The organism is Paenibacillus harenae DSM 16969 (genome assembly GCF_000422465.1).
In the GTDB taxonomy this organism is placed as follows: domain Bacteria; phylum Bacillota; class Bacilli; order Paenibacillales; family Paenibacillaceae; genus Pristimantibacillus; species Pristimantibacillus harenae.
This window is the reverse complement of sequence record NZ_KE383842.1, coordinates 1,910,194-1,924,514: the sequence shown is the minus strand read 5'-3', so window position 1 is coordinate 1,924,514 and position 14,321 is coordinate 1,910,194. Positions and strand designations below refer to the sequence as shown.

The window sequence follows — 14,321 nt, the reverse complement described above, 5'->3', positions numbered from 1 at the left end:
AATCGTTATGATTATGACAAGAGGCCAGAAAATATTCAACATATGCAACATCGTCTTTCTCGGCGCCATTGGCCTGAGCATGGTGCTGCCGCTGATTCACATCATTGCACAATCGCTCAGCAACTCGGTCGCCATTAACGCGGGGCAGGTCAGCTTCTGGCCGGTCGGTTTTACGCTCGGCAGCTATAAGCTGATTCTTCAGGATCCTTCGATCTGGGTCGGTTTCCGCAACAGCGCAACGATTACCGTATTTGGTACGCTCATCAACCTGCTCATGACGGCGATGCTCGCATATCCGCTTTCCCGGCCGGAATATGTATACCGCAAAACCGTGTTACTATTTGTTTTGTTCACCTTGGTCTTCAGCGCGCCGCTTATTCCGAACTATCTATTGGTGAAGCAATTAGCCTTGCTCGATACGTTGTGGGCATTAATGCTGCCGATGGCGATCAGCGCGTTCAATTTGTTTGTTATGCGCTCATTCTTCATGAATTTGCCGGGCGAGCTGATCGATTCGGCGAAGATGGACGGCTGCGGGGAGTTTCGGATCTTCTGGAAAATCGTGCTGCCGCTCTCGAAGCCTGCGATGGCGACGATGGGGATCATCTACGCGGTCGCGCATTGGAACCGGTACGCCGAGGCGGTATTCTATATTAGCGACCGGCGCTGGATTCCGCTTCAAGTCCGCTTGCGGGAGATTGTTTTTACCGATCAATACGGGCAATCGGACGTGACATCCGAGCTGCTCGTCATGCTCTCGCCGGAGGGCATCAAGATGGCGGTCATCGTCGTCGCGACGCTTCCGATCATGCTGGTCTATCCGTTCCTGCAGAAGCATTTTATACAAGGCATGCTGGTCGGCTCGATCAAGTCGTAATATAGACGACCGATTGCCGGCCCAACAATCGCACCGTAGAAAAATACAGGCTGGCTTAAATTAAGACATACAGGAAATACAAGAACATTCTTATAATAGCCTCATGCAGCATGAATGCGCTTACAAACCAATCAAAGGGAAGCGGGGTTGTCGTATGAAGAAATGGATCGGCATGGGACTGTCATTGGTACTAGCTATGGGCCTGATGGCGGGCTGCGCTGGCAACAAGCCGGAAGATCAGAAGCCGGCGAATCAGAAGCCTGATAACGGCGGGGAGCAGCAGCCGGATAGCGGCAAGAAGGAGCCGGTGGAATTCTCGCTCCTGCTGCCGACGACGGTAAGCTCGGGCTACCATACACGGGTGCCGGATTTAAACAAGGACAAATGGGTTTTGAAGCTGGAGGAATTGACGGGCACCGATCTGGACATTAAGGTGATGGAGGATGCGAAGTTCGGCGTCATGTTCGCGAGCAACGACATTCCGGACGTGGTCGGCAGCATAGGCGGTCCCGGCAGCAAGTCCATGTCGGGCTCGGTCGAGAGCGGCATCTTTATGCCTCTGGACGATTTGCTCAAAGAGCACGCGCCGAATCTGATGAAGCTCATTCCGAAGGCCGCATGGGAGACCGTATCTTACGAAGGCAAGATCTACGGCATTCCGGAGTTTCTGAAGAGCCCGTCGCGACGCGCTACCTACATCCGTACGGACCTTCTCGAAAAGACCGGGCTGCAGGCACCGACGACGGTCGATGAATTCTTGAACGTGCTTCGCGCTTTCAAGGAGCTTGGCGTCGAGACGCCTTACCAGATGCGGGAGAACTTCAAGTATGCGGATATCATCCTCGGAGCCTTTGACGTACTGCCTTACAAGGATCAGTTCGAACTGGCCGACGGTCAAGTAGTGCCTAAATTCTTCGATACCGACAACATGCAGAAGGCGCTGGAAACGTACAAAACGATGTATGAGGAAGGACTTATTCCGAAGGAATTCGCCACGATCTCATCGACTGATTTCACGAAGAGCATAGATGCCGGCAAGCCGGGCATATGGTCGCAGAACGCATCCGGACTGCCGGGCTACCGGACGAACGTTAGGAACGCCGTGCCGGATGCGCAGATCGACATCATTCCTTCGCCGAAGGGGCCCGAAGGCAAGGGCGGTTACTTCTACTATTCGCCGGTTGTCCGCACGTTCTATATCAATAAGAATGTTGATGAAGCGAGAGCGGCCGAAATCGTGAAATTCTTTGACTGGATGGTTACGCCGGAAGCCGAGGAATTTTTCACGTTCGGCATCGAGGGCGATACCTACACGAAGGACGCAAGCGGCCTTGTCACCTATAAATTCCCTGTGACGAAGGAGCAGCAAGAGGAAGAAGGCTGGCGGAGCGGCACGATCTGGGCTGTTCATGACGCCACGTACAATAAGCTGAGACTGGATCTTAACGAAGACGGCAAAGCAACATTGGCCGCATTCGACGACGTATTGTCGCAGGAAGGTCTGCCGGGCATCGGCTTCTATCCGGAACTGAGCTCCTTCAGCAAGTACCCTGATTTGGCGGCGCCTTCGCCGGACGTCGGACCGAAGCTGATCATCGACCATATGGTCAAGATGATCTACGGCAAGGAACCGATCTCCGATTGGCCCAAGGTGATCGAAGAATACAAGAGCAAGGGCGGCGACGAGATTATCAAGGAGGCCACGGAACGCTGGAACAATAAGCAGGGCGCAGTTCGGATAGACATCGAGTAAGAAGATTGCAGGTTGTAACGGTAAGCACCACTAGTGAGGGGATCTTCCTCAGATTGTCGACAAAGCCCTCATCTCGAGGGCTTTGTCTTTCTTCTAAGGCGTATGTAAGGGATGAAAAGTACAAAAAACAAGAAGATCGCCCTATCCTACCTGTTTGTCCAGGCGGTTGGCGATCTTCTTGACGTTCTGGCAGACGGCGGTCATTTTAATGCTTACTCCAGAACCTTGTTTCGTCCGCGCAAACGGCAATAGCAAGCCCATAGAGCTCTTTAGCATCCGTGAAACTTCGCTCAACCGTTTGGAATTGTAATCGATAAAGATACTTGCCCGAGCGGCTTCGCCCATTCTGTTTGACCCACTCTTTGCTATCTTGCCACACGTGACGAGCGCAGCTTTGGTGAAGTAATTAAAGAATAAATACAGCCTGTTGAGGTTTCTCAACAGGCTGAAGATGCAGCCAACCATGGAAGGCTGCATCTTTTTTTAGTATCATATTCATCCGGTCTTATCCAATATTCGTGATATTTATAAATCCGTTCAGATTTGCTGCGCCATTTAAACAAACAGTTCTTCGGATAAGTCTGTGTTGACCGTGATTGCCGTTTTATAGCCGTCGGACGCGGCATAAATCAGTTGGGAAGGCCGGACATAAGCCGCGTCTCCAGCTGCATATAGCCCGGCAATTGTACTTCTTCCCATTGTATCGGTCGTAATTCCGCCAAATTCCGTTACCGCATATCCAAGCTCCTTTGAGAAGTCGACCTTTGCTTGCCATTTCGGAATCACGAATCCCGCGCTTCGCTCTATACGCCGGCCATCCGCCAAAACAATTTGCTTCAGCTGGCCGTTTTTTCCTTCAAATGCGGATATGGGAGTATCATCGATAATCCGAATTTGTTTTGTTTCCAGCATCATTCGTTCTTCGGTCGACAACAGTGGTTTGCCATTTGTGCATACGATCAAATCCTGACTCCAGTTGTAGAGCAGTTTGGCCATATGGAGAATGACAGGCTCTTCCGCAATCAAAATAATTGGCCTGTCCCTACATTCCCAACCGTCGCAGTACGGGCAATTGAACAAGCTTTTTCCATAAAAATCGTGCAAACCATCAATTGTGGGAAACACTTCCTTCAGACCGGTCGCCATAATCAGTTTCTTTGCCCGTACCCGGTCTCCCGTCTTTATGACAATTTCGAACCCATCGGCCTGTTTGAATATTTCGGCGACCTCCGCTTGCCGATGCTCAACCGTCGGATACTCCAATACCTCTTGGAGCGCTATGCGCCTAAACTGTGCAGGTTGAATACCGTCACGAGTCAGAAATCCGTGAGAGGCATGGGTCACCGCATTGCGAGGACGGTTGTCATCAATCAACATGACACTTCTTCTAGCTCTTCCGAGAACCAGGGCTGCGCTCAATCCGGCCGGTCCTCCGCCGACAATTACGCAATCTTTCATGGTCTCCTCCTTTCATACACTTTGAAGTGCTTTAATGTCCGTATTATTTGCCGACTGCTTTTTGATCCACAAGATCAACAAGCTTTTGTACCATCAATCTTTCTTCCATGGCCTGCTCAGCGGAAACCATTACTTTCTGAATCAGGCATTCCGTCTTGCCATCCAAGCAGCAGTTAAACAAAGAGGCTGTTCCTTCAATCGCATGAATGATATCCAGGAACGATACGTCTTTGTTCTGCGCCCCGAGCGTATATCCGCCATTGGCACCGGAAACCGAATCGATCAGTCCGGCTTTTACCAGTTTGGTCAATATTTTAGATAAATAAGCCGGGGACACACCCTGCTTTTCGGCTAAATACTGGACGCCAACCGGCTTATTCGACGCTTCTCCAATCATGAAGAGCATGCTATGGAGAGCGTAATTCGTTGCCTTTGAGAATCTCATTTTTTACCTCCATCATAGATACTGTATGTCTATGATACAGGGATGAACCATTCTCAGTCAAGTCGACAGAGCCTAACGTCCCGGTTGGCTGTTCTGTCCGGCAGACTTACGAGGCAACAGCAAAATTACTACAATCGCGAGTAACATGAAGCCGATACCAGCGGTACCGAATGCCCAGGCATAGCCTTGCACTGTATCGGCTTGCGCTGCCGCCACCGCCATCAGTACCGTAAGCCCTACCGTCGGTCCCAACTCCATGGCGGTGTTCATCACGCCGCCGGCAAGCCCGGCCTGATGCTGCCCGATGTTCACCGTCGACTGTACCGCCGATGCGGACAAGACGAGCGAGATCCCCGCCGCGAGAATAATCTGACCGGGCAACAGGATGGCCGCATAAGCCGTATCGCGACCAATCCAGGCAAGCAGCCCCAGTCCCAGCGCCGAGATGAGTCCCCCTGCGGTCATGACGCGTGCTGCGCCGAAACGGGCGATAAACAGGGCGGAAACTTGGTTCGCGACAATCATGGTGACGGCAAAAGGCAGAAATGAAATGGCCGTTGCCAGCGACGACCATTCCCGAATTTGTTGCAGATAAAGAGTGAGAACGTATTCGATCACCATGGAAGCGGCTGCGGCCAGGAACATGCCAGCCAGACCGGAAATCCGGCGAGGTTCCAAAATGAACCCGGGCGGAAGCAGAGGGTCGCTCACCTTGCGTTCCACGATCAGGAAGAAGATCAACAGCACGATGCCGACGATAAACGAACCGTATACGGTGAGTGATGACCATGAATAGTCGTTGCTTGCAATCAATCCATAGCTGGTCAGCGAGATGCCCAAGGTGACGAGAACCGCTCCGAGCGGATCGAGCCCCGGCCGATGGGCGGAAGATCTGTTATCGCCTGCCGGCAAGAGCGGACGGGCCACAACGAGGGCAACAGCCGCAACCAGAACCGGAACGACGAACATCCACCGCCACGATATCCAGTTTGTTATGATTCCCGATAAAATGAATCCTAAAATCGCACCAAGAAATGGGACCCCGCCCCAAACCGCCATGGCCCTGCCGAAATCCGCAGGATCGGGAAATAGCGTGCGCAGCACTGCCATGAGGGCAGGCGCCGTGATCGCCGCACCGACGCCTTGCAAGAAACGCATACTGACCAGCACTTCGAAGTTTGGAGCAAACGCGGCAATAACGGAAGCCGCTCCGAAAACAATCAGCCCCGTCACCAGCATCCGCCGTCCGTGATAGCGGTCCGCGAGCCGTCCGCCAAACAACAGCAAGCCGCTGAATGGGAGTCCATAAGCTACCTGCATCAGCAGCAAATTCGCCGAGTTTAGCGAGAACTCGCTGGCGATCTTGGGCAACGGTACGATGATCAGCGCGATCGTAAAAATCAAGGTCGCCTGCACGAAGGCCAAAACAGTGAATGCTGCACGCGTTTGCTGCGGCGTGCGACCATTGATCTCCTCATTCATATTTGTTCCCTCCTAATAAAGATTCCCCTTCGCGACTTTGATTCATGAGGCTCTTTGGCAGTAGCGTCCTTCAATTATCAGTTGTCGGAAGGGACATCACACCAAACAATTGCGTTTTTCTTTCTCTGTTTCTCACCAATCGTTCTCATCCTTAATAGATATTTCATGTCTATTATTAAAGAAAATAACGGTTTTTTCATTGCATCCCTCCCATTATAAAGTTTAAAAGACTTAATAGGTACTTGATGTCTTTAATTAAGAGAAGATCATAATCAAAGACTTAATATATCCATAATAGCGACGTAATGCTTCTTCGTCAAGCTAGGGAAGCTCCAATTGTGAGAGAAGCTTCCTTTGCATCTAAATAAGTTGAACTTCAAAAACGGAAGCGTAGAAAGGATAAATCGTTCTGAAGATCAGCTAAACACTTAATCGTAAAAAAACACAACCGACCGGAAATTTCCCCTATCGCGGATAGGGAATATGGGCCATGATAGGGATAAATGCTTGCGTTGAAGAAAGCTTTTAGACGCGATATGATGTAGGTTGCACCCATAACCGAAAGACGAGCAGGGAGGAACGATCTATGCATATACTCATCGTTGACGACGAACCCGTCATTCGTAAGGGGATCTCGAAGATGGCGGAGCGATATGTGCCGGCCTTCGCCAAAGTGACGACTGCCGGGAACGGACAAGCCGCACTCGAGCAGATTCGGATGATGGAGCCCGATATCGTACTGACGGATATCCGGATGCCGAAACTGGACGGCTTGGAGCTGTGCCGCATTCTGCATGAAGAATTTCCGCAAATAAAGACTGTCGTAATCTCCGGCTACAACGACTTCAGCTATGCTCAGAGGTGCGTGAATTACGGCGTGAAGCATTATTTATTGAAACCGGTTACGAAGACAGACGTGCACGAGGCGCTGGATCGGTTGGTCAAAAAACAGCCGGCCGGGTATATCGCGCCTTCCCGATACATGGAATGGATCGAACTTATGGAGCAGCATATCTGGTCGCTCCAAACAAACGAGCTGCTTGAGCTGAGCGAGCGTTGGCGGGAATACTGCCTGTCCGCCAATCTGTCTCTTGCCCAACTGAAGGAGCTGCTCTTCGACTACAGCGAGATGCTGCTGAAACGGTTCCGAGCCCGGAACTTCACCCCTTCGCCGGATCTGTCATTCCAGCAGGCCGGCACCGTGAAGGATGCGCTCGACGCCTTCGAAGCGGGGCTTCTAGGTATTCGCGACGGATTGGCATCGATGCGCAGCGGCAACTTCCGGGATCCGATGGAAGAGGCCAAGTCCTATATCGACAGCAAGCTTTCGGAGGAGATTACGCTCGATCAGGTGGCATCGATGGTCGGCCTTACGCCGACATACTTCAGCTCGTTGTTCAAGAAGATAACGCACGAGACGTTCGTGAAATACCGGATCAACAGACGGATCGACCGGTCCAAGGAGCTGCTCGCCGTACCGCATATTCGCATCGTCGATATCGCATCGGAGGTTGGCTACGACGATTATCCGCATTTTACGAAGACATTCAAGAAGCTGGTCGGCGTCACGCCTTCCGAATACCGGGCCTCGCTGGGGATCAAATAAGATGAGAATCCGCAGTCTATACGCGAAGCTTACCTTCTATTTTCTCGTCGTTATCGGGTTGACGCTTAGCGGCGTAGGCATTTCTTACTCGACCTCTTCCCGCGAGCTGGATGAGCTGGCCAAGAAGCAGATGGAGCAAATCGTCCGTAACGCCGTTCATCATACCGATCTGTATCTAAGGGATTACGAGCGTTCCATGGTGTCCTTGCTGACATTCCGCTATGTCATGGAATTCATGGATTTGCCGGCCGACCGCGAGGCGTATGATTATTATTATTATCGGAAAATGATACGCGAGGCGGGCGTGGATCCTTTGTTTATCGGCAATCCGAAGATTGCCTCCATTTATCTGATCAACGGCAATGGCAACGCCGTCTATTACTTCAATGAGACGAACGAGCAGTCGTTCACACCGGAGGAGATCTGGCGCCAGAGGGATTATTTCATGAGCAATACGAACCCTAACGGCCAGCTAAGCATTCTGAAAAACAGTATTTTTACGGACCAGGAAAATCAGATGGTCACGCTCGTCCGCCGCATCCGCGGATACAGCTCGCCGGAATTGAGCGGGCTGCTCGCGATCGAACTGCGCTCGGCCGATCTCTCTGCCCTCTGGAAAGGCGTCGATCTTGGGGAACTCGGCTATCTGTTCATCGCTGACGCAAGCGGAAATATCGTCTACCATCCGGAGGAGAGCAAGGTGGGGACGGTAATGGCGGAAGCCGTGCGCGGCAAGCTCGGGCAATCGGGAGACAGCGTGTTCTACGACGACTCCGGGGGCGAGGAGCGGATATATACGGCGAGAATGTCGGACTATTCGCGTTGGAAATTAATCGTTTCAATGCCAGTGGAAGAAGTAAGAAAACCTGTGACGAATATCCGCAATTCTACGCTCAGCGTCGGTCTGTTTACGCTGCTGCTTGCCATCCTGCTTGCGTACCGCTTCAGCAAGTCGATTACCAGACCGATCCAGGCGCTCAAGTCGGGAATGCGGGAGACGGAGAAGGGGAACTGGGTCCCTATCCCGCTGCCGAAGCATCGGGACGAGATCGCGGAGCTTATGCTTCGCTACAATCTGATGGTGAAGAGGCTGTCCGATGCCGTGGACAAGGTTGTACAGGTGGAGCTGAGCAACCGGGAGATCCAGATGGAGCGCGAGCGCGCCGAGTTTCAGTCCCTGCAGCTGCAGATCAATCCGCACTTCATGTACAACACGCTGGAGACGATCGTCTGTTATGCCGCCGTTCAGGATTCCGAGGATATTACTGAAATCGTCCAAGCCCTTGCTTATATGCTGCGCTACTCCGTACAGACCAATCTGGAGGAGATTACGGTCGCGAACGAATTGAAGCACGTCATGTATTATATGAATGTCATGCAGCACCGGATCGGTCGGAAATTCGAAATTGATGTTGCCATAATGCCCGAATATCTGCTGCATGCGATGGTACGCCTTACGCTGCAGCCGCTTGTGGAAAACGTGTTTCAGCATGCCTTCCCCGATGGCGTGGAGGAATACCACTACATCCGCATCGATTGCGGCGAGGAGAATGACATCTTCTGGGTCAGCGTTGAGGATAACGGCTCCGGAATATCGGGGGACCGATTGGCCGGACTGCGTCATAAGCTGGATGCGAACCGGTTGGCCGACGTAGACGAGCTCGGCGATGCTGGCCACAAGGGCGGCATCGGCATGCTGAACGTACACCGGCGTATCCAGATGGTCTTTGGAGACCGGTTTGGTCTCCATATCGAAAGCGAAGAACAACAAGGTACGAAGATCACGATGCTCATGCCGAAAGGCAGACGGGTTAACAAGCAATATGAAGCTTAATAGCGCCTCTGCAGCCCCTTTCCGTTGATGCGGATCGGTAGGCGGGCTAAGGCGCTATTGTTATTTTTGCTCATCCGGGGATGGAACCACGCCGCCGCATAACGACTTGCAGTCCCTGGCAACCGGCGGGTCGTTTGATTCGTTGCGACGGCATGAATGACAGCGTCTTCAGGTTCGTGCGAGACGCCATTGTTACTCCTTCATTCGAATTGGAGTGCCTTACGATCGGCGGCGGATCTTATACGGCTTCTTAGGAAAACACATCCCGATCTGAAGAAACGACATGTTAAGCAGCGGAAAGCGGAGGTATGATGAAGGCGTTTCGATTAACCGGGGAGACGGGAAATGATGCATGACCTCACACGGATTTATTTCGTGGACGAACAGGGCGGGGAGTACCCCGCGGCAAGAACCGGTTCGAATAATCGACAATAAATGACGCAAGGCGCGTCCGTTTCGGAGGAGAACTATGACGATCGTCTATGACGAGGAAACGCAGACATTCCATCTGCGAAGCCGATCATCCAGTTATATGATGCAGCTCGTAAAATCCAAATACTTGGCCCATGTTCACTGGGGAGGCCAAATCCGCGGAACGAACGCCGCACAGCTTCTTTCCTTCCGGCGCAGATGCTCCTTCTCCCCTTCGACGGATCCGGAAGACTTGGCGCTGTCACTCGACACGCTGCCGCAGGAACTGCCCGGCTTCGGCGGGAGCGACTTTCGGACTCCGGCGTATCAGATCCAGCTGGAAAACGGAACGACGGTCAGCGAGCTCATCTATGAATCGCACCGGATCTATTCGGGAAAGCCTGCTCTTCAGGGACTGCCCTCGACTTATGCAATAGAGGGAAGCGAAGCCGATAGCCTCGATATCGTTCTGCGAGATTCCCGGATCGGCTTGAAGGCGATCCTGACCTATACGGCATTCCGCGAAACGGATGCCGTTGCCCGCTCGGTCCGCTATGTGAACGAGAGCGGCCGCCCAATCAAGCTGCTGCGCGCGCTGAGCATGGGCATCGATTTCCCGCACGACGATTTCGATATGCTTCATTTGTCCGGCTCATGGGCGAGGGAACGGCACATCGAGCGTCGCCCGCTCGCTTCCGGCCGAACGGTCATAGAGAGCAGGAGGGGCGCAAGCAGCCACTCGCTGAATCCGTTCTTGGCGCTTCTCTCGAAAGACGCCGACGAGGACCGCGGCGAGGCTTACGGCTTCAGTCTCGTATACAGCGGCAGCTTTACGGCCCAGGCGGAAGTCGATCCTTATCGTACGACCCGCATCGTCATGGGCATTCATTCGTTCGACTTCAGCTGGCTGCTGGAGCCGGGAGAATCGTTTCAGACGCCGGAGGCCGTCCTCGTCTATTCTGCAGAAGGACTTGGCGGGATGTCGCGGACGTATCACAAGCTATACCGCACCCGCTTATGCCGCGGAGCGTTCCGAGACCGGTCTCGTCCGATCCTGCTGAACAATTGGGAGGCAACGTACTTTGAGTTCAACTCGAATACGATCGAGGCGATCGCAAGGGAGGGTCGCGAGCTTGGCGTGGAGCTGTTCGTACTCGACGACGGCTGGTTCGGCAAGCGGGATAACGACAAGAGCTCTCTCGGCGATTGGATGGTCGACCGTCGTAAGCTGCCGGAGGGCCTTCCCGATCTGGCCGATCGGGTGCGCAAGCTAGGCTTGCAGTTCGGGCTCTGGTTCGAGCCCGAGATGGTGTCGCCTGACAGCGAGCTGTACCGCGCCCATCCGGACTGGTGCCTGCACGTGCCGGATCTCAGAAGAACGGAGGCGCGGCAGCAGCTGGTGCTCGACTATTCCCGTCAGGACGTAAGGGACTATATCGTCGAGGCCGTTACGAACATTCTGCGGAGCTGTCCGATTACCTACGTGAAGTGGGACATGAACCGCAACATGACGGAAATCGGCTCAGCGCAGCTTCCTCCGGAGCGGCAGCGGACGATTCGACCCGGGCATGTTCTACTATATGCCTCAGACGTGGACGAGCGATAATACGGATGCCGTCGAGCGCCTTAAGATTCAGTACGGCACAAGCGTCGTCTACCCGATCAGCGCGATGGGCGCTCATGTATCGGCCGTTCCGAACCATCAGGTACACCGGACGACGCCGATCGGGATGCGCGGACATGTCGCCATGTCCGGCAACCTTGGCTACGAGTTGGATCCGGCCATGCTGACGGCGGAGGAGAAATCGGCGGTGAAGCATCAGATCGCGTTATACAAGGATCTGCGTTATCTGATCCAGAACGGCGAGTTCTTCCGTCTGCGAAGCCCTTTCCAAGGGAACGAGACGGCATGGATGTTCGTGATGGAGGACGGCTCCGAAGCTTTAGTCGCTTATTTTCAAGTCCTGTCCGAACCGAACGCGCCGCTGAAGAAGCTTCGGCTGAAAGGACTTGACCCCGATTGCGATTATCTTGTATGCGATGCGGACCGTCACGAGGACGGAGAGAAGCTGTTCGGCGGCGACGAGCTGATGAGAGTCGGACTTAACCTTCCGATCTGGAAGGGAGATTACAGGAGCCGGCTGTACCGGTTGAGAAGAATCGAGTGCCGGAGTAATAAGAAGGAGATGAATCCATGAACTTGATTGGCAACGGGAAAGCTGAATTCATCGATTGCGTCATGGCGCTGCCGGTGTTCGATACCCATACTCATCTGGTAGGCGAAAGATTGTGCGCGCGCGATTTCTGGGAGATCGCGCACTACTTCTGGCTGTTCCGTGAGCTGCAGGCCGGCGGCTATCCCGCTGATGCGGATAAGCTTCCGGAAGAGGCGCGTACCGCCGCCTTCCTGGAAGCGTACCGGGCAACGAGAGGCACGCTGATGAACTGGGCGTTCACTTCGATCATGCGGGAGCTGTACGGCATCGAGATACGGGATGCAGCATCCATCAGCGAGGCGGATACCGCCGTCAAGCGATCTTTCGCCGATGCTGACTGGGCGCAGCGGACGGCTGACCGTTTGAACATCAGACGGTTCGTAGTGAACCATCCGGAGCATTCCGCCTTTCATCGCATGCGCGAGAACGCCGTGCTTATCCCCCGAATCGACGGAAAACTCGGCCAATGGGTCGACAGCGTCGTCCAATCGGCGGATCCGGCCGGCGATTTCAAGGCCGTTCATGATGAGATCGAAAGTCTGTTCGACGGATATGGCGCTTCCGGCGTGCCCGGCATCATGACGACGCTGCCCAGGTACGAATCGAGCGCTCATATCCGCAAGCCGATCGGTCAAGGAAGCGGACGCGACGACGTCATGATGGAGCTGCTGCATGCCGTATGCGCTGCGGCGGAGAGGAACGGCATGCTCGTACAGCTGTTCCTCGGCGTTGAGCGTTCATGGTGCGGGACCGCGTTTCCGGCGAATGACACGGAACGGATTCTGAAGCTAACGGCTTTGTTCGAGAATTACCGCTGCGAATTCGAGCTTGTGCTGGCTTCGGAACTGAATAACCTCGATGCCGTACAGGCCGCTTGGAACTTCCCGAATGTCCATATCGGCGGCATGTGGTGGTTCAACTTCCGCGCGAGCACCTACCGGGACAGCATGCAGTACAGGCTCGAAGCGCTCGCCGCGAGCAAGAGCTCGATCGTCGTATCGGATGCCCGCTGCATGGAATGGAGTTACGGCAAGATTTTGCTCGTGAAGAAGCTGGCCGCCGAGTTTTTATGGGAGAGGCTCGAATCCGGCTGGATCGACCGGGAGACGGCTCTGCATACCGCAGAGCAATGGTTGTATGGCAGCGCGGCAAAGCGCTATGGAAGACAGGCCGGACAACGAAGGGATGAAACGCCATGCACGTAAACGGCTTAGCCGGCAGGATGCTGCCCGCGCCGAGAAACGGCGGCTTCCGGATGGAAGGCTATTGGATCTGGTGCGGCTCCGTCGTCCAAGGAGAAGATGGCCGATTCCATATGTTCGCCTCCAGATGGCCGAAGAGCCTGCCCATGCATCCGGGCTGGCTGTCGTCTTCGGAGATCGTGAGAGCCGTTTCCGACACCCCCGAGGGGCCATATACCTTCCAAGAGGTCGTGCTTCCGGCCAGGGGAGCGGGATACTGGGATGGACGCAGCACTCATAATCCGCATATCGTCAAGCATAACGGCGTCTACTTACTCTATTATATGGGCTCGACTCATCCGCTAACGGAGCCGGTCCCCGGCGACGGCTTCGGTCTTGGGGATCCGCGCTGCATCGTCGCCCGCTCGAACAAACGGGTAGGACTCGCGGTCGCAGACAGCGTCTTCGGCCCGTGGAAGAGGAGCGACGCTCCCCTGCTGCCGGTCCGCCCCGGCCGATTCGACAGTTATCTGACGTCGAACCCGGCCCCTTGCGTACGGGAGGACGGCTCCGTGCTGCTTCTATACAAGGCCCGCCGTTACGAAGGCAACGATTACGGCCCGATGACGATCGGAGCCGCTGCGGCGGAGCATTGGAGCGGAGCCTACAATGTTATGTCGGAGGAACCGGTTTTCCCGCCCGGGCGGTTCCATATTGAAGATCCGTTTATTTGGCGGACGGAGGAAGGGTATGCTCTGATCGCCAAAGATATGGACGGGACGTTAGGCGGGGAGAAGCACGGAGGCATTCAGGCCGTCTCAAGGGACGGCATCCGTTGGGAGCTGTCCGATGATCCGAAAGCATACTCGCGAAGCGTTCGCTGGGACGACGGGACCGTTCAGACGATGGGAAGTCTTGAAAGACCGTTCCTGCTGTTCCGGAACGGGAAGCCGACGCATCTGTTCGCGGCGACGGCCGACGGCCCGGGGGGATTCCGGCATGCCAAACATACGTGGAATATGGTTATTCCGCTAAAGCAAACGGAAGGAGACTGAGCG

The 14,321-nt window shown here is 54.3% G+C and carries 9 protein-coding genes and 2 pseudogenes; 7 read left to right on the top strand and 4 right to left on the bottom strand.

Translation table 11 applies throughout. The annotated features are described in order from the left end of the window. Nucleotides 1-7: 7 nt before the first annotated feature. On the top strand, nt 8-877 hold the full coding sequence (locus H581_RS0119160; protein ID WP_028611428.1) for a carbohydrate ABC transporter permease: 870 nt from the start codon (nt 8-10) through the stop codon (nt 875-877). 154 nt (nt 878-1,031) lie between these two features. Next, nucleotides 1,032-2,630 (top strand): type 2 periplasmic-binding domain-containing protein, encoded by a 1,599-nt coding sequence (locus H581_RS0119155; protein WP_028611427.1) that lies wholly within the window; start codon nt 1,032-1,034, stop codon nt 2,628-2,630. Between the two features lie 141 nt (nt 2,631-2,771). On the opposite strand, the pseudogene H581_RS38620 reads toward H581_RS0119155, so the two are convergent. The 4 genes and pseudogenes from H581_RS38620 to H581_RS34535 all read right to left on the bottom strand — a co-directional run. Then, a pseudogene (locus H581_RS38620) lies at nt 2,772-3,015 on the bottom strand (transposase); the annotation flags it as partial. Between the two features lie 170 nt (nt 3,016-3,185). Further along, on the bottom strand, nt 3,186-4,088 hold the full coding sequence (locus tag H581_RS0119145; protein ID WP_028611425.1) for an NAD(P)/FAD-dependent oxidoreductase: 903 nt from the start codon (nt 4,086-4,088) through the stop codon (nt 3,186-3,188). A gap of 43 nt (nt 4,089-4,131) precedes the next feature. Beyond that, entirely contained in the window at nt 4,132-4,533 is a 402-nt protein-coding gene (locus H581_RS0119140) for an Rrf2 family transcriptional regulator (protein WP_028611424.1), read from the bottom strand. Nucleotides 4,534-4,605: 72 nt separating this feature from the next. Further along, nucleotides 4,606-6,015: an MFS transporter gene (locus H581_RS34535; protein WP_051250969.1), complete on the bottom strand. Its 1,410-nt coding sequence runs from the start codon at nt 6,013-6,015 to the stop codon at nt 4,606-4,608. A 586-nt stretch (nt 6,016-6,601) separates the two neighbouring features. On the opposite strand from H581_RS34535, the gene H581_RS0119125 reads away from it, so the two are divergent. The 5 genes and pseudogenes from H581_RS0119125 (at nt 6,602) to H581_RS0119105 (ending at nt 14,318) form a co-directional block, all read left to right on the top strand. Next, nucleotides 6,602-7,621: a response regulator transcription factor gene (locus tag H581_RS0119125; RefSeq protein WP_028611423.1), complete on the top strand. Its 1,020-nt coding sequence runs from the start codon at nt 6,602-6,604 to the stop codon at nt 7,619-7,621. A 1-nt stretch (nt 7,622) separates the two neighbouring features. After that, a complete protein-coding gene (locus tag H581_RS0119120) occupies nt 7,623-9,455 on the top strand; it encodes a sensor histidine kinase (protein WP_028611422.1) in 1,833 nt (610 codons plus the stop codon). A gap of 469 nt (nt 9,456-9,924) precedes the next feature. Then, a pseudogene (locus H581_RS34530) lies at nt 9,925-12,064 on the top strand (alpha-galactosidase). Beyond that, nucleotides 12,061-13,287: a hypothetical protein gene (locus tag H581_RS0119110; protein ID WP_028611421.1), complete on the top strand. Its 1,227-nt coding sequence runs from the start codon at nt 12,061-12,063 to the stop codon at nt 13,285-13,287. Before H581_RS34530 ends, H581_RS0119110 begins: the two are co-directional and overlap by 4 nt. After that, nucleotides 13,278-14,318 carry a glycoside hydrolase family protein gene (locus H581_RS0119105; protein ID WP_211231476.1) on the top strand — a complete coding sequence of 347 codons (1,041 nt, stop codon included), beginning with the start codon at nt 13,278-13,280 and terminating at the stop codon, nt 14,316-14,318. The genes H581_RS0119110 and H581_RS0119105 overlap by 10 nt, the downstream gene beginning before the upstream one ends. Nucleotides 14,319-14,321 lie beyond the last annotated feature (3 nt).